We start from the raw sequence: 19440 nt of genomic DNA, 5'->3' as shown, positions 1-19440 counted from the left end.
GTGCGCATATGTGCCCTTTGGTGTGCATGTCATCATGGGGGACATGCTGGAGGTTGCCGGGCTGGGCGAGGTGGAGGAGCGGGCGTACCGGTTACTCGTACGGGCCGGCGAGGCGGATCTGACCGGGCTGGCCGAGGAACTGGACCTCACGCGGGAGGCCGCGGCCGCCGCGCTGGCGTCCATGGCGGGCATGGGGCTCGTCCGCGAGGTCGCGGGCAGCGCAGGGCGCAGGTTCGCGCCGGTCGCGCCCGAGATCGCGCTCGGGCCGCGGCTCGTACGGCAGCAGGAGACGATCGACTGGGCCCGGCAGGCGGTCGACCAGCTCGCCGAGGAATACCGCGCGAGCCTGCGCCGCAGCGACGCCGACCGGCTGATCGAGGTGCTGCCGAGCCGGGCCGCGCTGCGCGAGCAGGTACGCCACCTCCAGGACAGCGCCCGCGAGGAGGTCATGTACTTCTGCCGGGCCGGGCATGTCGTGATGCCGTCCACGGACAACACCGAGGAGCTCGAGGCGCTCGGCCGCGGCGTGGCCTACCGGGTCATCTACGAGCGGGCCCTGCTGGAGGAGCCCGGCATGGTGGCCAACGTGGCGTTCGGCATCCAGCTGGGCGAGCAGGCGCGGGCCGTGCGCTTCCTGCCCGTGCGGATGATGATCGCCGACCGGTCCACCGCGCTGCTCCCCCTGGTGCAGTACGCCGGCCGGACCACCGAGCCGACCGCCGCCCTCGTGCGCGGGAGCAGCCTGCTGGAGGCGCTGATCGCGTTGTTCGAGGCCCAGTGGGAGCGGGCCACGCCGATCAGGTTCCTGGAGGACGGGCAGGTCACCGACACCGCCCCCGGCTGCCCCCTGGACGCCGACGAGCTCTACCTGCTCTCCTTGCTGGTCGCCGGGGTGCCGGAGAAGTCGATCGCCAGCCAGCTCGGGCTCAGCCTGCGTACGGTGCAGCGCCGCGTCTACCACCTGATGCGGCTCGCGGGCGCGCAGACCAGGATGCAACTGGCCTGGCATGCGGCCCGCGAGCGCTGGTTGTGACTACTTCACCCCGTACGCCCGGGTGACGGTCTGCTCGAACCGCTCGCCCGAGGCGCCTGTCGCGACGACCCGTAGCGACACCCCGGTGCCGGTCTTGCGATGCGAGACGAGCGCCTGGTAGCGGCCCTGCCCGAGGTGGAGCAGCGGCAGCTTGCGCCAGGTCCTGCCGTCGTCGTACGACATCTCCGCGGTCAGCTTCCTCGCGTCCCGCGCGGTGAAGCCCAGCGCGACCGGCAGCGTACGGTGCACCTTCCCTTCCAGGTCGGCGGGCACGTCGTAGTCCACGCCGAGCAGCGGCAGCCGCTGCTCGTCCGCCGGCCGGGCGGACCTGAACGTCCAGGAGCTCTCGGTGGCCGTGGCGTAGCGCCACTCCTCCGAGGTCCGGGTCGTGGACAGCTCCAGGCGGTACTCGGCGTCACCCTCCACGGCGGCGATGTCGCCCCGCAGGTTCTTGCGCTCCTCCACCAGCTCGCCGTCGCGGTAGACGCGGGCCGCGGTGGTGTCCTTGTCGTTGCTGTCGCCCGCGTAGCCGTAGTGGCCGTCGGCGTCCACGAACTCGGGCACCCGCACCGACAGGACGTCACCCGTCCGGGTGGCGGCCGTCACGGCCGGGCGTACGACCGGGGCGAACCACCGCTCCTCAGCGATCTCGCCCGCCCGGTACGTCCTCGGCTGGTCGGTCAGGCCGCCGCGCAGCCGGTTCATCGACTCCCAGGTGAGCGTGTGCTGGACCACGTGCTGCCACTGGGTGTCGCCCGAGCTGACGTACTCGGCCCTGCGCAGCGGGGTGCGCACCACGCGCTGCGTCTCCATCTGCAGGTTCAGGTCGTACGTCTGCCACGGCCGCCAGCCGAACCGCTGGTCCTTGCCGTACGAGCCGCCGCCCGACTCGTGGTAGCCGGCGTCGACCCTGGCGGTGTTGCGCCAGTTCACCTCGTGCACGATCCGCTCGGGCACCCGGCCGGAGGAGACCTGCATGACCTCGTACAGGTAGGGGGTCGCGAACTGGCCGGTCACGTCGAGCACGGCATGGCCGGCGCGCGTCCTGTCCAGCAGCGCCTGGCCGCGGTCGTGCGTGATCAGCAGCGTGGGCAGCGGGTCGCGGTCGCCTGCCGGCGTCCACGGTTGCCACATGGCCCGGCCGTCGGGCCCGACCACCACCACCGCCGCCGCGCCGGCCGCGGCGATGTCCTTCAGCCTGCTCGTCCAGTCGCCGAACGACGCGCTGGTGATGACGACCGCCTTGCCCTTGACGTCGATCCCGCTCACGTCGCCCGAGCCGCCGTCGACCAGCGGCCAGCGCTTCCTGCCGTCGATCTCCGGCGAGCGGATCGCGGGGCGGACCACCAGCGCGTCGCGGCCCAGGCGGGCGCTCACCCTGGGCGCGGCCAGCTGCCAGCGCGAGGAGAACTCGAAGGTGCCGTTGCGCACCGGCGCGGTGGGGGTGACCGCGAGCCCGTCGACCGAGGGGAAGTTCATCGAGGCCAGGGTGATCGTGCGGGAGCCGTACGTGCGGTGGGTGAAGTAGGTGGAGATGCCCTCCTGCATCACCTCCTGCGAGGTCCTGATCTCGATGGGCACGGCGGTCCTGGCGTCGAGCACGACCTCCATGTCCGACGTGACCGGCAGTTCGGGGTTGACGACGAGGGAGTCGACGGGCAGCTCGTCGTTCGTCTCACCCATGATCGCCTGCATGTGGTAGGTGCCCTCCGGCACCTCCACCGTCCAGCCCTCGTGCTCGCGCAGGATGTAGCCGAGGGCGTCGTCCCTGGCGGCGGCGCCGTACATGGTGATCAGGGGCACGCGGGCGGGGCTGCCGTCCCGCTCGACGCCGGTGAAGTGCACCTTGTGCATCTTGCCGCGCCGGGTCAGCGCGAGCGTGGTGTGCGCGGCCACGGAGCCGTCCGCCGTCGTGGCGGTGACGTAACCGACATGCCTGCCGTGCACCAGCTTGGTGAGGTCCACGGTGGTCTCGACGGTCGCGCTCGCCCCGGCGCCCACGGTGAGGGTCGTCGCCGACAGGTTCACGGCCCCCTCGCCGGGGGCGTCGCCGTCCAGGTTGCTCAGGGTGGCGGCGACCGTCAGCGAGACGGGCTCCTGGCCGGTGTTGGTGTAGGTGACGGTGCCGCCGGGGGTGCCGGTGCCGCCGTCCTCGTGCACACCCATGCTGAGCGACGCGGTGGCCGAGACCGCCTGCCGCACGGCGCGGGCCACGTCGAGGCGGCCGCCGCCCTGCTCGTACGGCGTCTGCCCCTCGACGGTCTTCGCCGTGGACACCAGGGCGTCCTTGAGCTGCCCGGCCTTCCACTCCGGGTGGCGCTGGGCCAGCACCGCCGCCGCGCCCGCCACGTGCGGCGTGGCCATCGACGTGCCCGACAACGTCGTGTACCGGTCGTCGACCGGCGTGCCCAGCCCGGTGCCCGCCGCCCGCGCGGCGACGATGTCCACGCCCGGGGCGGTGATGTCCGGCTTGAGCGCCTCGTCCAGGCGCGGGCCGCGGCTGGAGAACGGCGCCAGCGCGTCGTTCCCGTCGACCGCGCCGACGGTCAGCGCGGAGGTGGCGGCCCCTGGCGAGCCCACCGAGTAGTCGTCGCCGTCGTTGCCCGCGGCGATGACGAACAGGCTGCCGGTTTCCTCCGTCAGCACGTCCACCGCCTTGCTGAGCGGGTCGGTGCCGTCGGTGGGGCCGCCGCCGAGGCTCATGTTGACGATGTCGGCGCCGCTCTCCCTCGCGGCCCACTCCATGCCCGCGAGCACCTGCGACTCGGCGCCCCTGCCGTTGGCGTCCAGCACCTTGCCGATGACCAGCTCGGCGCCGGGCGCGACGCCCTTGCGCAGCCCGCCGGACGCCTCGCCGGTGCCCGCGACCGTGGCGGCGACGTGGGTGCCGTGGCCGTGCTCGTCCTTGGCCGAGGGGTCGTCGGTGAAGTTGCGGGTCTCGGTGACCCTGGCCGCGACGTCGGGGTGGGCCTCGTCGATCCCGGTGTCCAGGACGGCGACCTTCACCCCCTTGCCGTCGTACCCGTCCTGCCAGGCCTGCGGCGCTCCCACCTGCGGGACGCTGTGCTCCAGCGACGCGGTGACCTTCCCGTCGAGCCAGATCTTGGCCAGCCCGTCGCGCAGCCGCGGCTCGCCTCCGCGAGCTCCGGCGCGCTCGGCTCCCCAGAGCACGGGCAGCGCGTCCTTATCCGCCCGCAGGGTGCGCGCGTTGACGCTCTTCAGCGTGACGGCCTGCTTGTTCTCCTTGTACGCCAGGATCAGCGGCAGGACGTCGCTGCTCTCGTCGTCGTACCCCTGCTCGATCAGGTCGCTGACCGAGAACAGCCGCTGGTCCATGAGCCCCTGCGAGAGGTAGGGGACCATGTCGGCGGGGGTGACCACGAGGTCGCCGTTCTCCTCCTTGGTGAAGAACCTGACGTCCTCGCGGCCCTTGCCGGGCTGCACGGTCGCCGCGTGCTTGCCGCCCGCGAACTCCTGGACCGTCACCACGTCACCGGTGATCAACGTCACCCGGTGCGGGTCCGAGCCGACCGCCTGCTCGGGAGCCGCCGCGTGCGCGGGCACCGGTACGGCAATCATCGCCAGGCCCGCGCCGACGGCGGCGAGGCGGGTGATCCATCGCATGAACGAACCGATCTGTCTGTGGGGGTGACCCAGGTTTCAGTCGTTCAAGAGAATGGAGCATCGCGCCTGTTCGCAGGGCATGTACCAGGTGAGCAAACAACGACATGTCGCCATAACGACACCCGAAGGGGTCAGGCGCACTCGGTGTTGCGCGGCGGGAGCCTGCGCGTGGTGACGTACGCGCTGACGTGGTCGATGACGCAGGCGTTCGCCATCGCGGCGAAGAGGTTGTGCCCCGGGCCGTCAAACTTGATCATCCGGCTGCCCTTGACCTGCTCGACCACCCGTGACGTCGGCGCGTAGTCCAGCCACGTCCCGGCCCCCAGCATCGGCGGCAGCTTCCTGCTGGAGTCGGCGGGCGACATCGAGGTGGTGGCGTGCGCGGGTGACGGGCGTGCGGCCGTGCTCGCCGCCCGGCGCCTGCACGTGGACGTGGCGCTGCTCGACATCGCGATGCCGGTGCTCGACGGGCTGGCCGCGGCGGCGGAATTGGGGGAGACGCGGGTGGTGATGCTGACCGCGTTCGGCGACGAGGAGAACGTACGGCTGGCGCTCCAGCGGAACGTTTCCGGATTTATCCTCAAAAATTGTGAGCCGGCGGAATTGATTAGGGCTGTCCGTGCCGCGCACGCGGGACAGGCGTACCTCTCGCCCGAGGTGACGCGGCACGTGCTCGGCATGGTCGCGTTCGACGCGGGCGAGCGCGGTCGCGACGCCGAGCGGCGGCTGTCCGCGCTCACCCCGCGCGAGCTCGACGTGCTCCGGCAGGTGGCGGAAGGGTTGTCCAACGCCGAGGTCGGCAGGCGCGTCCACATGAGCGAGGCGACGGTCAAGACCTACGTGAGCCGCATCCTGACCAAGCTCGGCTGCGCGAACCGCGTCCAGGCGGCGCTGCTGCTCCGCGACGCCGCCCCTTGATGTTTTCATCTGCCGAACAGCCCTTTCGGCAATTTCGAGAGGCCTTTCCGGCAAGCTTTCTTTTCGCCGGGGTAAGCGCGGAAAAAGGCCGGCCACGCGTCCATCGCGCCTCGGGCCGAACCTGCTCCTCGCGTTGTGGCGAATCTGGCAGAGTTCACCCATGGCCTTCGATCACAATGATCATTATCACGGGATGCTCCTCCGCCTGGTCCCCCGTGAGAGCCGCACCGCGCTCGACGTCGGATGCGGCACAGGACGCTTCGCGCGGCGGCTCACGGAGCTGGGCGTGGAGGTCGACGCCGTCGATCCGTCGGCGCGCGTGATCGAAACCGCCGTCGCGGCGTCGCGGGATCGTGGCGGGCCGCGTTTCCGCTGCGCCGACATCACGGAGACGACGCTGCCCAAAGACCACTACGACTACATCTCGTGCCTGGCGAGCATCCACCACGTGCCGTTCGGCACCGTCGCCACGCTGCGCGACGCGCTCGCCCCCGGCGGCGTGCTGGCCATTCTGGGCTGCTACCGCGAGTCGACCCTCGCCGACCTGGCCTGGAGCCTGGCCGCCGTCCCGGTGAACGCGGCGGCCAGGCTCGCCATGGCCGGCCGGGGCGAGCCGTCCCCCGCGCCGGTCGCGCAGCCCCGGATGACGCTGGCGGAGATCCGGCAGGAGGCGGGCGTCCTGCTGCCCGGTTTCCGCCTGCGACGGCTGCTGTTCTGGAGATATCTGCTCGCCTACCGCAAACCCTGACGCACGTCCGCCGACCCAGGACACCCCTCACACGCGCAGGACGGTGACCTGGCGGCCGGACGGGGTGGTGGTCTGCTCGAAGCCGCCTCGTTCCTTCCAGGGTGGGGCTTCGGGGCGGCGGTCGAAGATGACCAGGACGCCGGTGGGCAGGGTGAGGCGGTCGAGGTAACGGTCGAGCTGGGCCAGGCCCTCGGGCTCGGGGTCGTCCGCGCCGGGTCGCCAGACCTTGAGTTCCATGGCTTCGCGTTGCATCAGATGTTTACCGTCGGGGCCGGGGTAGGGCCAGCGTACGAGTACGTCGAGACGTTTGGTGCCGGCGGCGTATTCGCGGTCGAGGTGGCCGCCGCCGTTGACCAGGCGGTGCAGGAAGGCCATGAGGATGATCTGGCAGGCGGCCTCGTGGTAGCCCTCCTGCTGGATGAGGACCTCGCCGTGCTCGCGCCAGAACACGACGAACTCCTCCAGCAGGCGTGGCAGGTCGAACCGGCCGTCGGGGAGCACGAAGCTGTGCGGGTCGGCGCGTACGAACCGCTCGGTGCGGTCGCCCAGCACCCGGAGCAGGACCTCCCGGTAGATGGGGTTGGCGAGCTCCAGGTCTCTGGTCCCCCGGATGAGGCCAAGGTCGTGCACGTAGGAGGCGGCATGGTCGAAGGCGACGTCCGTGCCTGGCGACGTGCCGGCCACGATCGGTTCGATCACTTGCTTGACCCGGGGGTCGTGCAGCCGGGCCACGAGGGAGTCCAGGTGGGTGGCGCGCGCCCGGATCAGCCGCTCCTTGGCGTCGTCCACCTGGCCGGTGGTGATGGTGCCGGTCACCTTCATCTTGAAGGTGATCTCGTGGGCGAGGGCGTTGACCAGCCAGGGTTGTCCCTGGGTCAGCTCGAAGACCCGGTCGACGGCGTCCTTGGTGAACTCCTGGCCGGTCGCCTGGGTGTGCTGGTCGTAGAGTTCGGCGATCTGGTCGGCGGTGAAGTCGTCCAGGCGCAGTGAGTCAGCGAGGATGTTGAACGGGCTGGCCGGGCTGAATCGTGTGGGGTGGCCGCCGGAGGCGACCTTGTAGTCGCGCAGGTCGCGCAACCCGCACAGCACCACCGACGCAGGGAACGGATAGCCATCTGGCCGTATGTTGTGACCGTCGCGGAGCTGGCTGAGGATGCTGGCCAGGCTGTCGCCCTGCAGCGCGTCGATCTCGTCGAGGAACAGCACCACCCGGCGCGGGCAGCGGCTGCACCACGCGCTCAGCGCCTCACCGAACTGGGTTCTCACCGGATTCTGCGGCCAGGGGTCCGGCGGCAGCAGGTCCTCGGGCCACCCCGACAAGTCGGCGGCCCTGCGCAGGGACTTCAGCAGGATCGTCTCCGCGGCGCCGATGTCATCGCCGGCGGTCCCGGCGCGCTCGCAGGAGAACGACAGAGCGGCGATGTCGCCCTCGGCGGTCAGATCGGAGGCGAGGGTGCGCAGCATGGTCGTCTTCCCCGTCTGCCGGGGCGCGTGCAGCACGAAGTAGCGGTCCATCTCGATGAGCGTCCGCGCCTCGGGCAGCCGTGGTGCGGGGGGCAGCATGTAGTGGAGCTGCGGCTCGCAGGGGCCGGTGGTGTTGAAATATCTCGCTCGGGGTGTTGGCACGGTCACATTCTGCCAGCATGGCGAGCTGCGGACACGAAGGCCCGGATCCGGGAGCTGGAAATGGAGCGCGACATCCTGCGCCGGGTGGCGACCTCACGACGCGCGCAGTACACGATCCAATGGGGCGGAAGCCGCCACACGATCTGAGAGCCTCCGGGCTGGGCGAGGCAACGGCGAAGTGATACGACAGAACGGTGAGCGCCGCAGGGCGGCCCGGGCGGCGGTGTGATTCGTTGCGTGGCGAAGTGGTTGGGATGATGTCATCACCAGCATCACTTTCCGACTCGGTGTCCTTCTGGCAGGCCCGTTCGGGGTGGCTACCTGGAAAGGCCGAGGTGGTGGTCATCGGGGGTGGGCTGCTCGGCGTCAGTACCGCGTACTGGTTGGCCGAGGCCGGGCTGGATCCGCTGCTGCTGGAAGCGGGCGTTCCCGGTGCCGGCGCGAGTGGGCGTAACGCCGGCTTCGTGGGGCCGGGTCTGGCCATGCCATATCAGCAGGCCGTCGCGATGCTCGGACGTACTCAGGCCCGCGAGGTGCACCGCTCGACCATCGGCAATGTCGCGCTGGTACGCCAACTGGTGGCCAAGGAAGACATTGACTGCGAACTGTCGGCCGACGGCCAGCTCAGCCTCGCGCTCGGGCAGGCGCAAGGGAACGCCGCCCGCAAGCGGGCCGAGCTTCTCACGGCTGACGGGTTCCCGATCGACGTCGTGGAGCGGGAGGAACTCGGCCGATTCATCGGTACGCCGGTCGCCGCGCATGTCAGCGGTGGGCTGTACAAGCCGGACGCAGTGTCGGTCAATCCGATGCGGCTGGTTGCCGGGCTGGCACAGGCCGCCCGGCGGCGTGGTGCTCAGATCATGAGCGGTGTCCAGGTACGGTCGATCGCCCGCAACCATGGCCGGATCCAACTGCAGACCAGCGCCGGACCGTTGAGCTGCGCGGCGGCTGTCGTCGCAGTGAACGCCTGGACCCCCGCACTGGTGCCGCAGGCGGCTGGGCTGGTCACTCCGGCGCGGGCCCAGATGCTCGCTTACGCGCCCGCCGCACCGGTGTTCCGGGTGCCGACCGGCGGTTCGGTAAGCCCGACCGGCGAATACTGGCGGCAAACCGCCGACGGTCAGATCATCATCGGCGGTCGCCGCGACCTCGACGTCGGCTTCGCCACCACCGCACAAACCCCGACCAATGAGGTGCAGGCGGCCGTCGAGCGGGTCCTGCCCGGCCTGTTTCCCGAACTAGACCTGCCGCCTGTCACCACCCGCTGGGCCGGGGCGATGGCCCGCACCCCCGATCAGATGCCCATCGCCGGCTCGGTACCCGATGTGCCCAGTGCCTGGTTCGCAGTGGGCTGCAACGGGCACGGACTCGCCTTCGCCGCCTTCCTCGGGTACGCACTGGCCCAGGCGGTCATCGACCGCCACATCCCCGACGTGCTGGAACCCTTCTCACCCACCCGCCCCACACTCAATGGTCCGGAACACCGATTCTCCGAGTGAACTAAGGCACCTTGGGTCAGGTTCCGGCTGCGGGGTCCGATGGCGGTTCGGTGCTCCTAGCGTGGAGCGCAAGGCCGCCACCGTTCGCGGGCCGGATCGGGACATGTCACTAAGAATCGTGGAGCCTCCCTGTCGAAACTCAGCACCCCTTCTCGTTCTGCTCACGCGCGGAGCTCGCACGACCGTCGCCACCAAGGCTCGCCTACCGCGAACCCTGACGCGGCAGGGCCAGGAAGACGAGCGCGTCGGCCAGGAGGAGGGTCTGCCGCTCGCAGCTCGCCTCGTCCGACGTCTCCGCGAACTCGAAGACCAGGCCGTCCATCCGGTGGATGAGGAACCGGGCCAGCTCGGGCACCGGCACGGCCGTGTGCAGGCCGTCCCGCTCCGCCGCGGCGGTCAGGGCGGAGTCGATGAGGTCACCGCCGAGCTGGGCGTTGACCTCGGCCCACACGTCCCGGCCGGGGAGGACCGCCTCCTTGTTGCGGATGGCCCACATGAGCAGCTCCATCAGCGCGAGATGCAGCCCGTGGTGGTCGCGGATCCACCGCCAGTACGTCGCCACGACCTCGCGCACGGTCACCTCGAACCCGGCCCCCCGGTCGAGCTCCTCGAAGGCGGCCAGCATCGTGGCGCGGCCGCGCCCGAGGATGAGCAGGTTGAGCTCGTCCTTGTTGCGGAAGCAGTAGTGCAGGGTGCCGAGCGGCACTCCCGCCTGCTCCGCGATGCGGCGGGTGGTCGCGCGGGCCAGGCCCTCGGTGGCGATCACGCGGACGGCGGCGTCGACGATGACGCGCCGCCGTTCGTCGGCGGACACGTACGTCATCGCGGCGCCCCGCTGAACGCGGCCGGGAAGGTGGTCATGTCTCGCTGAACGCGGCCGCAGATCGTCATGGTGCCTCGATGAAGGCGCGCAGGAGCGCGAAGAACCGTTCGCCCTCCGTGTCGGCGATGAAGTGGCCCGACTTCTCGAAGATCTCCAGCCGTGCCCCTGCGGGCAGGCCGGTCATGATCTCCCGCGCCGAGGCGAGCGGTGTGATCGGATCGCGCGCGCCCGCCGCCACCAGCGCCGGGCAGCGGACGTTGCGGAGCTCGCCCCGCAGGTCGAACCGCTCCCGCGACATGAACCTCATCGTCAGCTCCGGGTTGGGGATCATCCGCATCATCGCCTGGATGTCCTCGAAAGAGGGAAAGGCCGGATCCGGGCTGTAGGACGGCGCGCACAACCGCCCGAACTCCGCGAACGTCTCAGGTGTGCCTTCCGTGAGGAACGCCTTGGCCGCCAGCGCCGCCGCCTCGCCCGCCTCCGCGCGGAACCCCTCGACGACCTGGTCGACGTCCATGCGGGCCATCGTGCTCTGCAGGATCAGCTTCGCGGGATGATCGGGATGCTTGGCGGCGTAGTGCATGGCGACGATGCCGCCGAATGACCAGCCGAGCACGATCGGCTTGGTGATGCCGAGAGCGTCGCACAGGGCGGGGATGTCGTCGGCCCACTGGTCGAGGTGCCAGGTGGAAGGGTCGGAGTCCTGGCTGCGGCCGTTGCCGCGCTGGTCGACGTAGACGATCTGGACGAGGTCGGCCAGCCGCGCGTACGCCGGTTTGAAGATCGAGTGGTCGTGGCCCGGGCCGCCGTGCAGCAGGAGAAGTGTGGGCTTGTCTCGCATCGTGTCACCGTCGGGCACGAGGGCGGGGCCCTCGACGTCCACGAACAACGACGTGTCGTTCACCGTGACGCGCATGGAGGTTTCCTCTCCGCAGATGTTGGTCTCGTGACCAAGTCATGTGACCAACATAGCCGCTTCGGGTTGGATATGTGGTCATGGACCTTCTTCTCGACCGGCTGCGTACGGCCGGATTCGACGCGGTGGCGGCGGAGGCCGCTCAGGGCGGGGTGGTGGCGCTGGCGGGGCTGGCGACCCTGCGCGACGGTTCCCGCGTGTTCGCCAAGACGCTGCGCGCCGACGTCCCCGACCTGTTCGAGGTCGAGGCGGAGGGGTTGCGTGTGCTGCGTGCCATGGGCGGCGTCACCACGCCCGAGGTGCTGGCGGTCACGCCCCACCTGCTCGTGCTGGAGCCGTTACCGCCGCGCCGCGACGACGACGGACGATTCTGGGAAGAGCTGGCCCGTGCCGTCGCCCACCTGCACACCACCACGCGGAGTGACCGGTTCGGCTGGCACCGGGACGGCTGGCTCGGGCGCCTGCGGCAGGACAACACGTGGGACACCGACGGGCACGCCTTCTTCGCGCGGCGCCGGATCCTGCGCTGGCTCCCGGAACCACTCGTGGAAGCCGCCTTCGACGCCGCCGAACGGCGCGCGCTCGAACGCCTCTGCGCCGCCCTGCCCGACCTGCTGCCGCCACGGCCGCCGGTGCTGACGCACGGCGACCTGTGGCGCGAGAACATCCTCTCCGGCCGGACCGGCGGCCCGGCGCTGATCGACCCGGCCGTCTCCTACAGCTGGGCGGAAGCCGACCTCAGCATGTTGTGGTGCTCGCCGCGCCCGCCCGCCTCCGACCGTTTCTTCGAGGTGTACGCGGACGCGGCGGGTCTCGACGGAGGCTGGCGGGACCGCATGCCCCTGTTCCACCTGCGGGAGCTGCTGAGCAGCATCGCGCACGACGACCACGCCGCCGAGTGCGCCGAGGCCGTGCGCGAGATCGTCGCGCCGTTCGCCTAGCGGCGGCTCACTTGCCGGGCCGCCGGACCGTCGAGACCAGCAGGAGCAGGAGCGCGCTCTGGGCGAGCATGCCGGGCGCGAGCGGGGGCGCGTTGCCGACCGACTTCGTCAGCGCCGACCACCACTGGGCGAGCGGCGACAGCGAGTCCCACGCGGGGTCCATCGCGCCCATGCCGTGGTTGACGGACACGTGGGTGAACACGCCGTACGCCGCCGCTACCAGCACGAGCAGGGCGAGCGTCCGGACCACGGTGAGCGTGCCGGGGGAGTCGCCGAGCACGACCAGCACCAGCGCGACCGTCAGCAGCGCCAGCGTCACCCACGGGATCAGCTGCGTCGGGCTGCCCCAGTGGCGTTCGAAGGCGAGCTCGGCGGCCGCGCCCGCGATGCCGATCGCGACCAGGGCGAGCAGGCCGAGCCTGAGCATCGAAGGGCCGGCGGGGGCACGCCGGCGGCGGGCCGACTGCACAGTGGTGTCTTCGGCGGGGGTGGAGGTCATGCGGGACACCGTCCGATGCGAAGGAGGTCTTCGGTCGACTCCAAAACTCTCCAGGCATCCTGGGAGGAAAATGGATGGTTTCTGAAGATCTGGTGAGAAAACGCCGCTGCACCAGCCGATCGGTACGGCGGCCCGCCGTACCGATCGCCGGCGGTCCTACATGTTGATCATGTGTCCGGCCAGGCCGTGCACGGCCTCCTTGACCGCCTCGCCGAGCGTCGGGTGCGCGTGCACGTTGCGCGCGACCTCGTGCACCGTCAGGTCCCACTGCTGGGCCAGGGTCAGCTCGGGCAGCAGCTCGGTGACGTCGGGCCCGATCAGGTGGGCGCCGATCAGCTCGCCGTGCGTGTTGTCACTGATGATCTTGACGAAGCCGGCGCTGTCGCCCAGCCCGTGCGCCTTGCCGTTGGCCGTGAACGGGAACTTCGCCACCTTCACGTCGTAACCCAGCTCGCGCGCCTGCGCCTCGGTGTAGCCGAAGCTCGCGACCTGCGGCTGGCAGTAGGTCGCCCGCGGGATCATCACGTAGTCGAGCTCCATGGTCTCCGCGTCGCCGATTGTCTCGGCCGCGATGATGCCCATGGACTCCGCGGCGTGCGCCAGCATGAGCTTGGCGGTGACGTCGCCGATGGCGAAGATGTGCGGCACGTTCGTCCGGCAGCGACCGTCGACGGCGATCGCCCCCCGGTCGGTCAGCGCCACGCCCGTCTTCTCCAAGCCGTAGCCGTCGACCCGCGGCTGGAAACCGATGGCCTGCAGGACCTTGTCGGCCTCGAGCACCTGCGTCTGGTCGCCCTTGGTGACGGTGACCTTGACGGAGGAGCCGGTGTCCTCGATGCCGTCGACGCGGGTGGAGGTCATCACCTCGATGCCGAGCCGCTTGTAGCGCTTGGCCAGCTCGGCCGACACCTCCTCGTCCTCCAGCGGCACGACCCGGTCGAGGAACTCCACGATCGTCACCTTGACGCCGTAGTTGTGCAGCACGTACGCGAACTCCACCCCGATCGCGCCGGCGCCCGCGATGATGATGCTGCCCGGCAGGTTCTCGGTGAGGATCTGCTCTTCGTACGTCACCACGCGCTCCGACAGCTGCGTGCCCGGGATGAGCCTGGTGGTGGCCCCGGCCGCGATGATGCAGTGGGAGAACGTGATCGTCTCGCCGTTCACCTGGAGGGTGTTGGCGTCCAGGAACGTGCCCCGGCCGTCGTACTCCGTGATGCCGTTCTTCTTCATCAGGTAGTGGACGCCCTTGACCCGCCCGTCCGCCACCTTGCGGCTGCGCTGGAAGGCCGCGCCGAAGTCGAAGCTGACCTCGCCGCTGATGCCGAAGGTCTTGGCCTCGTGGTTGAAGATGTGGGCGAGCTCCGCGTTGCGCAGCAGCGCCTTGGAGGGGATGCAGCCCACGTTCAGGCAGACGCCACCCCAGTATTTCTCCTCGACGACCGCGGTCCGCAGTCCGAGCTGGGCGGCGCGGACGGCGGCCGTATATCCTCCTGGACCCGCGCCGAGAACGACGACGTCATAGTGAGTGCTCATGAGTCGGACCATACCGTCCGGCCGCCGTCACCCCACACGTCAGACCTCCACGTTGTACGGCAGGGCGAGCTCGTCAGCGGGAACCCCGCGAATGCCCCAGTTGACCTTGGGCATCTCGATGATGGTGATCTCGACGTCTTCGGGATCATAGCCGGATTTCGCGTAGATCTCCCGGATCAACGCCCGCTTCGCGTCGTCACTGCGGCCGGTGAAGCAGACCACCTCGATGACGAGGTAGCGCTCGCTCCGTTGCGGGCAGACGAAGTCGTCGGCGTCCAGCAGCACGAACCGGTGGAACCTCTTCTCCTCGGGCAACCCCCAGGCGCTCACCAGACACGACTGCACCAGGTCCGACACCTCACGCTGCCGGCCCGCCCACACGTCCCTGCGCCCATAGACCTTCACCTGTGCCATGAGGGCCAATATAGAAGGCGTGATCCGCATACTCCTCGCCGACGACGAGGCCATGATCAGAGCGGGCGTCCGGGCGATCCTCGCCTCCGACCCGTCGCTCGAGGTGGTGGCCGAGGCCGCCGACGGCAGGCAGGCCGTCGACCTGGCCATCAGCCACCGGCCCGACGTGGCGCTGCTCGACATCCGCATGCCCAGGCTCGACGGGCTGGCGGCCGCGGCCGAGCTGCGCAGGGCCGCGCCGGACGTGGCCGTGGTGATGCTGACCACATTCGGGGAGGACGACTACATCGCCAAGGCGCTCGACGTGGGAGCCGGCGGGTTCCTGCTCAAGTCGGGAGACCCGCGCGAGCTGATCGCCGGGATCCACGCGGTCGCCGAGGGGGCCGCGTACCTGTCGCCCAAGGTCGCCCATCGGGTGATCACCCAGTTGTCGGGCGGCCGGATGGCCAGGGGCGCCGAGGCGCGTGACCGCGTCGCGAGCCTCACCGACCGCGAGCGGGAGGTGCTCGCCCTGCTCGGCGCCGGCCTGTCCAACGCGGAGATCGCCCGCAGGCTGCACATCGTGGAGGGCACGGTGAAGGCGTACGTCAGCGCCATCCTCACTCGGCTCGACGTCCGCAACCGGGTGCAGGCCGCGATCATCGCCTACGAGGCCGGGTTGGTAGCCTGACCTGTGATGTATCGCCTCGTGTTCACGCAGGTCTTGCGACGTTTCGACGCCGAGGCCGTGCACCACTTCACCGTGAGCGCCCTCGCGCTCCTCGCGCGGCTGCCGCTGCTCAAGCGGCTGCTGCACCGGGCGTTCGCGCCGCACGACCCGGCCCTGCGGGTGACGGCGTTCGGGGTGCACTTCCCCGGCCCGCTCGGGCTGGCCGCCGGATTCGACAAGGACGCCGCGTGCGCCGAGGGCGTCGCCGCGCTCGGCTTCGGGCACGTCGAGGTCGGCACCATCACCGCCCACGGCCAGCCGGGCAACCCCAGGCCGCGCCTGTTCAGGCTGGTGCGGGAGCGGGCGGTGATCAACCGGATGGGCTTCAACAACGCCGGCGCGGCGGCCGCCGCCCGCAGGTTGCGCCGCCCGCGCGGCGTCCCCGTCGTGATCGGGGTGAACATCGGCAAGACCAAGGTGGTGCCCGAGTCGGAGGCGGTGGCCGACTACGTCACCGCCGCCAAGGAGCTCGCCCCCATGGCCGACTACCTCGTGGTCAACGTCAGCTCGCCCAACACCCCCGGCCTGCGCAACCTGCAGGCGGTAGCCCTGCTGCGGCCGCTGCTGACCGCGGTCAAGGAGGTCGCCGACAGCACGCCACGCCGCACGCCGCTGCTGGTGAAGATCGCGCCCGACCTCGCCGACGAGGACGTCGACGCGGTCGCCGACCTGGCGGTGGAGCTCGGCCTCGACGGGATCATCGCGACCAACACCACGATCAGGCACGGCGGCGAGACCGGCGGGCTGTCCGGGCGCCCGCTCAAGGCCCGCTCGCTGGAGGTGCTGCGGCGGCTGCGGGCCAGGGTGGGCGACCGCCTCACGCTGGTGTCGGCAGGCGGCGTGGAGGACGCCGACGACGTCTGGGAGCGGCTCCTGGCCGGGGCGACGCTGGTGCAGGGCTACACCGGCTGGATCTACGGCGGCCCGCTGTGGGCCTCGCGCATCCACCGGCAGCTCTCCCGCCGCGTGCGCCGCCACGGCATGACGTCGATCGCCGACGCGATCGGGCGCACCGCCCGAGACTAGGGTGTGACGGTGATCCCAGAGGTGCCCCTAACAGACGGTGTCGTCCTGCGCCCGGCCGCTGAGCGCGACGCCGAGGCCCTGCTCCACGCCTACGTCCGCAACAGCGAGCATCTGCGCCGGTGGGAGCCCCGGCGGCCGGCCGAGTTCTTCACCCTGCCGGGCCAGGTCCACCGGCTCAAAGACCTGCTCGCGCAGCAGGCGCAGGGCCGGGCGATGCCGTGGCTGCTCGTCCACGGCGATCGGGTCGTGGGCCGCATGACGCTCAGCAACATCGTCCGCGGCCCGTGGCTCAGCGCCGACCTCGGCTACTGGATCGACGCCGGCTACGAAGGGCGCGGCCTGACCACCCGGGCGGTGCTGGAGGTGTGCCGGATGGCCGACCAGGACCTCGGCCTGCACCGGATCGCGGCAGGCACCCTGGTCGACAACGTGGCCTCGCAGAGCGTGCTCCGCAAGGCAGGTTTCGAGCTCTACGGCACCGCGCCGCGCTACCTGGAGATCGACGGGCACTGGCAGGACCACCGGCTCTTCCAGCGCATCCTCAACGACCGCCCGGCTTTCTGACCGGCGGCCCGGCGCCCGCCCGGCCCTCTCACCGGTGGATCCGGACGCGCCCGCCCGGTCTACAGGCTGGGCCGGGTCGACTCCGGGTCGTGCGTCATGGCCTCGATGCGGGTCATCCGCTCGGACATGGGAATCTCGCTCGGCCGGTGCGGGCGCCGCCGCTGCCACGGGTGCGGTCCCGCGAGCGGTCGATACTCCACCCCGATGGCGTCGAGCCGGCCCAGGTGCCGCCCCAGGCGCTCCGTGAAGCCCTCGGCGGCCGAGCCCGACCAGGCCACTTCGGCGAGCGCGCAGGCCCGCGGCCAGAGCTTGTAGTCGACCGTGCGGGCGTCGGGCACGCGCTCGCTCCAGAGTTGCGCCTGCGCGCCCACGACCCGGGCGCGCTCGTCGTCCGTCCAGTCGTCAGGCGCCGGGCGGAAGGCGGCGACGTCCTCAAGGGTGATGGTGTCGCCGATGGCCCTCGGCTCGTCGGGGGAGCCGGATTCCGCGTAGTCGAAGTAGAGCGGGAACACCGGCGTCGCGATCACGTCGTGCCCCGCGGCGGCGGCACGGCGGCCCACGCCCATGCCGCGCCACGGCATGACGATCGTGTCCTGGCGCAGCCCGCCTCCGACGAACGCCTCGTCCCACACCACGGTCCGCGCGCCCCGCTCGGCCAGCGCGTCGGCCAGCCGCCGCAGGAACCACGCCTGCAACTCGACGGACGTGGACAGGCCCAGGGAGTCGCGGTAGGCGGCGATCTCCGCCGAACCGGTCCAGTGGTCGAGCACCACCTCGTCGCCGCCGATGTGCACGTAGGGGGTCTCGCCCAGCGCCCCGATCAGCTCGTCGAAGATCGTGGTGAGGAACTCGACGGTCGGCGGCAGCGGCGACAGGATCGCTGGGGAGATGCCCCACCGGTCGAGCACGTCGTAGCGCTCTCCGGTGGCTCCCAGCGACGGGTAGGCGGCCAGGATCGCCGAGGCGTGCCCCGGCACGTCGATCTCGGGCACGATCGTGACGCACCTGGCGCGGGCGTAGACGCCGATCTCCGCCAGGTCGTCGAGCGTGTAGTAGCCGCCGTGCGGCACGTCGTCGTACGCGGCCGGCTCGCCATGGGCGTGGACCGCCGTGCGCGGCCGGTGCGAGGAGACCTCGTGCAGCAGCGGGTAGGCCCGGCTCTCCACCCGCCACCCCTGGTCGTCGACCAGGTGCAGGTGCAGCCGGTTGAGCTTGTGCACCGCCATCAGGTCGATCAGGCGCAGGAGCTCCCGCTTGGGGAAGAAGTGCCGGGCCACGTCGAGGTGCAGCCCACGCCAGGAGAAGCGCGGCGCGTCCTCGATCCGCACCCCCGGAACGGGCCACGACGCCTGCTCGGAGAACCGGTAGGAGGCGTCCGGCAGCAACTGGTGCAGCGACTGGGCCGCGTAGAACGCGCCCGCCCGCCCGCCGGCCACGATCTCGACACCCCTGGACCCGGTGGTCAGCCGGTAGGCCTCCGCGCCGAGCGCGGCGTCCTGCCGGACGTCGATCTCACCCGAGTCGCCCGGCCGCAGATCGAGCAGGGGAAGGGCGAGGCGGACGGCGGCGGCCAGGTCGCCGGACACCGTGGCGCCTGAGGCCAGCTCGAAGGGAACGGAAAGATCACTGTGCAGCGTAGGGTGAGGAATCATGCTTTGAGATAGTGCTGCAATCCGTTGGCCAGCGCCAGCGCGATCTTCTGCCGGAACTTCGGGCGCTGGAACTTGGCCGCCTCGGCGGCGTTGCGCATGTTGCCGCACTCGACGAAGATCTTCGGCACCGTCGACAGGTTGAGCCCGCCGAGGTCGCTCCGGTAGTCGAGCGCCTTCCTGCCGATGTAGGTGGAGTAGGGCAGCCCTGTGCCCCTGGCGAAGGCGTCACGTACCGTGATGCCGAGCCTGCTCGAATCGTCCACGACCTTGTCGACCGGACCGTTGATCTTCTTGGGCATGATCACGTGGAAGCCGTGGTTGCCCGGCGCTGACCCGTCGGCGTGTACCGAGATCGCGGCGTCGGCCTCCGCCTTGTTGCCGATGGCGGCGCGCCGGGTGATGCAGGGGCCGACGCCGTCGTTGCTCGACCTGGTCAGCTTGACCGTGGCGCCGCGCCTTTCGAGGATCTTGACCATCCGGGTGGACACGTCCCAGGTGAACGCGGCCTCGCTGTAGCCGTCGTTGGTGGAGGTGCCGGTGGTGTCGCAGGCCTTTTTCTTGGTCAGCACGTCGACCAGGCGGTTGATCTCCTTCGGAGCGCGGTAGTTGCCGCCGTTGTGGCCCGGGTCGATGACGATGACCCTCCCTTCGAGCGGTCGTGCCTCCCGCGCCCGCTCGGCGCTTCCGGCGGTTCCCGCGGGCCCCGCGGTTTCGGCGGGATCGAAGGTCTTGGCGGGCGCCGAGGATGCGGCCCGCTCCTCCGTGCTCGTGGTGGCGGCCTGACCTGCCGCGGCGTCACCGGTATCGGTGGCGCCACACGCGGAGGCGATCAGGCCGCAGACGGCGAGGACCGTGACGGGAAGAGCACGCATGCCGCCCAACTTACGCGAAGCCCGGAGACAGGACGGCTCA

18 protein-coding genes are annotated in these 19440 nt (G+C 70.7%); 8 read left to right on the top strand and 10 right to left on the bottom strand.

Translation table 11 applies throughout. The features are described from left to right. Window positions 1–43: 43 nt before the first annotated feature. Window positions 44–1033 (top strand): helix-turn-helix domain-containing protein, encoded by a 990-nt coding sequence (locus ABGA98_RS18285; protein WP_347619524.1) that lies wholly within the window; start codon window positions 44–46, stop codon window positions 1031–1033. Here ABGA98_RS18285 and ABGA98_RS18280 read toward each other — a convergent pair whose 3' ends face one another. Next, complete coding sequence (locus ABGA98_RS18280) at window positions 1034–4657, bottom strand: S8 family peptidase (protein ID WP_347619523.1); 3624 nt, start codon at window positions 4655–4657, stop codon at window positions 1034–1036. Between the two features lie 131 nt (window positions 4658–4788). Further along, window positions 4789–5022, bottom strand: coding sequence for an alpha/beta hydrolase (locus ABGA98_RS18275; RefSeq protein WP_347619522.1), 234 nt, complete (start codon window positions 5020–5022; stop codon window positions 4789–4791). A gap of 7 nt (window positions 5023–5029) precedes the next feature. On the opposite strand from ABGA98_RS18275, the gene ABGA98_RS18270 reads away from it, so the two are divergent. Both ABGA98_RS18270 and ABGA98_RS18265 read left to right on the top strand, forming a co-directional pair. Beyond that, window positions 5030–5575, top strand: coding sequence for a response regulator transcription factor (locus ABGA98_RS18270; RefSeq protein ID WP_347619521.1), 546 nt, complete (start codon window positions 5030–5032; stop codon window positions 5573–5575). A 193-nt stretch (window positions 5576–5768) separates the two neighbouring features. Further along, window positions 5769–6323, top strand: coding sequence for a class I SAM-dependent methyltransferase (locus ABGA98_RS18265; RefSeq protein ID WP_347619520.1), 555 nt, complete (start codon window positions 5769–5771; stop codon window positions 6321–6323). 27 nt (window positions 6324–6350) lie between these two features. On the opposite strand, the gene ABGA98_RS18260 is transcribed toward ABGA98_RS18265, so the two are convergent. Further along, on the bottom strand, window positions 6351–7949 hold the full coding sequence (locus ABGA98_RS18260) for an AAA family ATPase (RefSeq protein WP_347619519.1): 1599 nt from the start codon (window positions 7947–7949) through the stop codon (window positions 6351–6353). A 287-nt stretch (window positions 7950–8236) separates the two neighbouring features. On the opposite strand from ABGA98_RS18260, the gene ABGA98_RS18255 reads away from it, so the two are divergent. Beyond that, entirely contained in the window at window positions 8237–9448 is a 1212-nt protein-coding gene (locus ABGA98_RS18255; RefSeq protein ID WP_347619518.1) for an FAD-binding oxidoreductase, read from the top strand. 202 nt (window positions 9449–9650) lie between these two features. Here ABGA98_RS18255 and ABGA98_RS18250 read toward each other — a convergent pair whose 3' ends face one another. Both ABGA98_RS18250 and ABGA98_RS18245 read right to left on the bottom strand, forming a co-directional pair. Continuing rightward, window positions 9651–10271: a TetR family transcriptional regulator gene (locus ABGA98_RS18250; RefSeq protein ID WP_347619517.1), complete on the bottom strand. Its 621-nt coding sequence runs from the start codon at window positions 10269–10271 to the stop codon at window positions 9651–9653. 64 nt (window positions 10272–10335) lie between these two features. Further along, window positions 10336–11187: an alpha/beta hydrolase gene (locus ABGA98_RS18245; RefSeq protein ID WP_347619516.1), complete on the bottom strand. Its 852-nt coding sequence runs from the start codon at window positions 11185–11187 to the stop codon at window positions 10336–10338. A gap of 80 nt (window positions 11188–11267) precedes the next feature. Here ABGA98_RS18245 and ABGA98_RS18240 point away from each other — a divergent pair, with 80 nt between their 5' ends. Continuing rightward, the gene (locus ABGA98_RS18240; RefSeq protein ID WP_347619515.1) at window positions 11268–12128 is read left to right on the top strand and encodes a fructosamine kinase family protein; all 861 of its coding nucleotides are present in this window, start codon (window positions 11268–11270) and stop codon (window positions 12126–12128) included. A 7-nt stretch (window positions 12129–12135) separates the two neighbouring features. Here ABGA98_RS18240 and ABGA98_RS18235 read toward each other — a convergent pair whose 3' ends face one another. The 3 genes from ABGA98_RS18235 to ABGA98_RS18225 form a co-directional block, all read right to left on the bottom strand. Next, on the bottom strand, window positions 12136–12627 hold the full coding sequence (locus ABGA98_RS18235; protein WP_347619514.1) for a hypothetical protein: 492 nt from the start codon (window positions 12625–12627) through the stop codon (window positions 12136–12138). Between the two features lie 156 nt (window positions 12628–12783). Further along, window positions 12784–14163 (bottom strand): dihydrolipoyl dehydrogenase, encoded by a 1380-nt coding sequence (lpdA, locus tag ABGA98_RS18230; RefSeq protein WP_347619513.1) that lies wholly within the window; start codon window positions 14161–14163, stop codon window positions 12784–12786. A gap of 39 nt (window positions 14164–14202) precedes the next feature. Beyond that, window positions 14203–14577, bottom strand: coding sequence for a tautomerase family protein (locus ABGA98_RS18225; RefSeq protein ID WP_347619512.1), 375 nt, complete (start codon window positions 14575–14577; stop codon window positions 14203–14205). A 19-nt stretch (window positions 14578–14596) separates the two neighbouring features. On the opposite strand from ABGA98_RS18225, the gene ABGA98_RS18220 reads away from it, so the two are divergent. Genes ABGA98_RS18220 through ABGA98_RS18210 form a run of 3 tightly spaced genes read left to right on the top strand, consistent with a single transcriptional unit; the run spans window position 14597 to window position 16876 of the window. Then, window positions 14597–15247: a response regulator transcription factor gene (locus ABGA98_RS18220; protein WP_347619511.1), complete on the top strand. Its 651-nt coding sequence runs from the start codon at window positions 14597–14599 to the stop codon at window positions 15245–15247. A 6-nt stretch (window positions 15248–15253) separates the two neighbouring features. Next, entirely contained in the window at window positions 15254–16312 is a 1059-nt protein-coding gene (locus ABGA98_RS18215) for a quinone-dependent dihydroorotate dehydrogenase (protein WP_347619510.1), read from the top strand. 9 nt (window positions 16313–16321) lie between these two features. After that, the gene (locus tag ABGA98_RS18210) at window positions 16322–16876 is read left to right on the top strand and encodes a GNAT family N-acetyltransferase (RefSeq protein ID WP_347619509.1); all 555 of its coding nucleotides are present in this window, start codon (window positions 16322–16324) and stop codon (window positions 16874–16876) included. Window positions 16877–16935: 59 nt separating this feature from the next. On the opposite strand, the gene ABGA98_RS18205 is transcribed toward ABGA98_RS18210, so the two are convergent. After that, entirely contained in the window at window positions 16936–18528 is a 1593-nt protein-coding gene (locus ABGA98_RS18205) for a beta-N-acetylhexosaminidase (protein WP_347619508.1), read from the bottom strand. Next, complete coding sequence (locus tag ABGA98_RS18200) at window positions 18525–19400, bottom strand: N-acetylmuramoyl-L-alanine amidase (RefSeq protein ID WP_347619507.1); 876 nt, start codon at window positions 19398–19400, stop codon at window positions 18525–18527. Before ABGA98_RS18200 ends, ABGA98_RS18205 begins: the two co-directional genes overlap by 4 nt. Between the last annotated feature and the right edge of the window lie 40 nt (window positions 19401–19440).

Origin of the sequence: Nonomuraea sp. B1E8, assembly GCF_039871515.1 — a bacterium.
In the GTDB taxonomy this organism is placed as follows: Bacteria; Actinomycetota; Actinomycetes; order Streptosporangiales; family Streptosporangiaceae; genus Nonomuraea.
This window is presented reverse-complemented; position numbering and strand designations above follow the sequence as displayed.

Coding starts and splice junctions, on each gene's coding strand:
- ABGA98_RS18225 (WP_347619512.1), bottom strand. CDS start 14,577: ATGGCACAGGTGAAGGTCTATGGGCGCAGGGACGTGTGGGCGGGCCGG.
- ABGA98_RS18265 (WP_347619520.1), top strand. CDS start 5,769: ATGCTCCTCCGCCTGGTCCCCCGTGAGAGCCGCACCGCGCTCGACGTC.
- ABGA98_RS18235 (WP_347619514.1), bottom strand. CDS start 12,627: ATGACCTCCACCCCCGCCGAAGACACCACTGTGCAGTCGGCCCGCCGC.
- ABGA98_RS18205 (WP_347619508.1), bottom strand. CDS start 18,528: ATGATTCCTCACCCTACGCTGCACAGTGATCTTTCCGTTCCCTTCGAG.
- ABGA98_RS18245 (WP_347619516.1), bottom strand. CDS start 11,187: ATGCGCGTCACGGTGAACGACACGTCGTTGTTCGTGGACGTCGAGGGC.
- ABGA98_RS18200 (WP_347619507.1), bottom strand. CDS start 19,400: ATGCGTGCTCTTCCCGTCACGGTCCTCGCCGTCTGCGGCCTGATCGCC.
- ABGA98_RS18250 (WP_347619517.1), bottom strand. CDS start 10,271: ATGACGTACGTGTCCGCCGACGAACGGCGGCGCGTCATCGTCGACGCC.
- ABGA98_RS18275 (WP_347619522.1), bottom strand. CDS start 5,022: ATGTCGCCCGCCGACTCCAGCAGGAAGCTGCCGCCGATGCTGGGGGCC.
- lpdA (WP_347619513.1), bottom strand. CDS start 14,163: ATGAGCACTCACTATGACGTCGTCGTTCTCGGCGCGGGTCCAGGAGGA.
- ABGA98_RS18285 (WP_347619524.1), top strand. CDS start 44: ATGCTGGAGGTTGCCGGGCTGGGCGAGGTGGAGGAGCGGGCGTACCGG.
- ABGA98_RS18215 (WP_347619510.1), top strand. CDS start 15,254: ATGTATCGCCTCGTGTTCACGCAGGTCTTGCGACGTTTCGACGCCGAG.
- ABGA98_RS18280 (WP_347619523.1), bottom strand. CDS start 4,657: ATGCGATGGATCACCCGCCTCGCCGCCGTCGGCGCGGGCCTGGCGATG.
- ABGA98_RS18240 (WP_347619515.1), top strand. CDS start 11,268: ATGGACCTTCTTCTCGACCGGCTGCGTACGGCCGGATTCGACGCGGTG.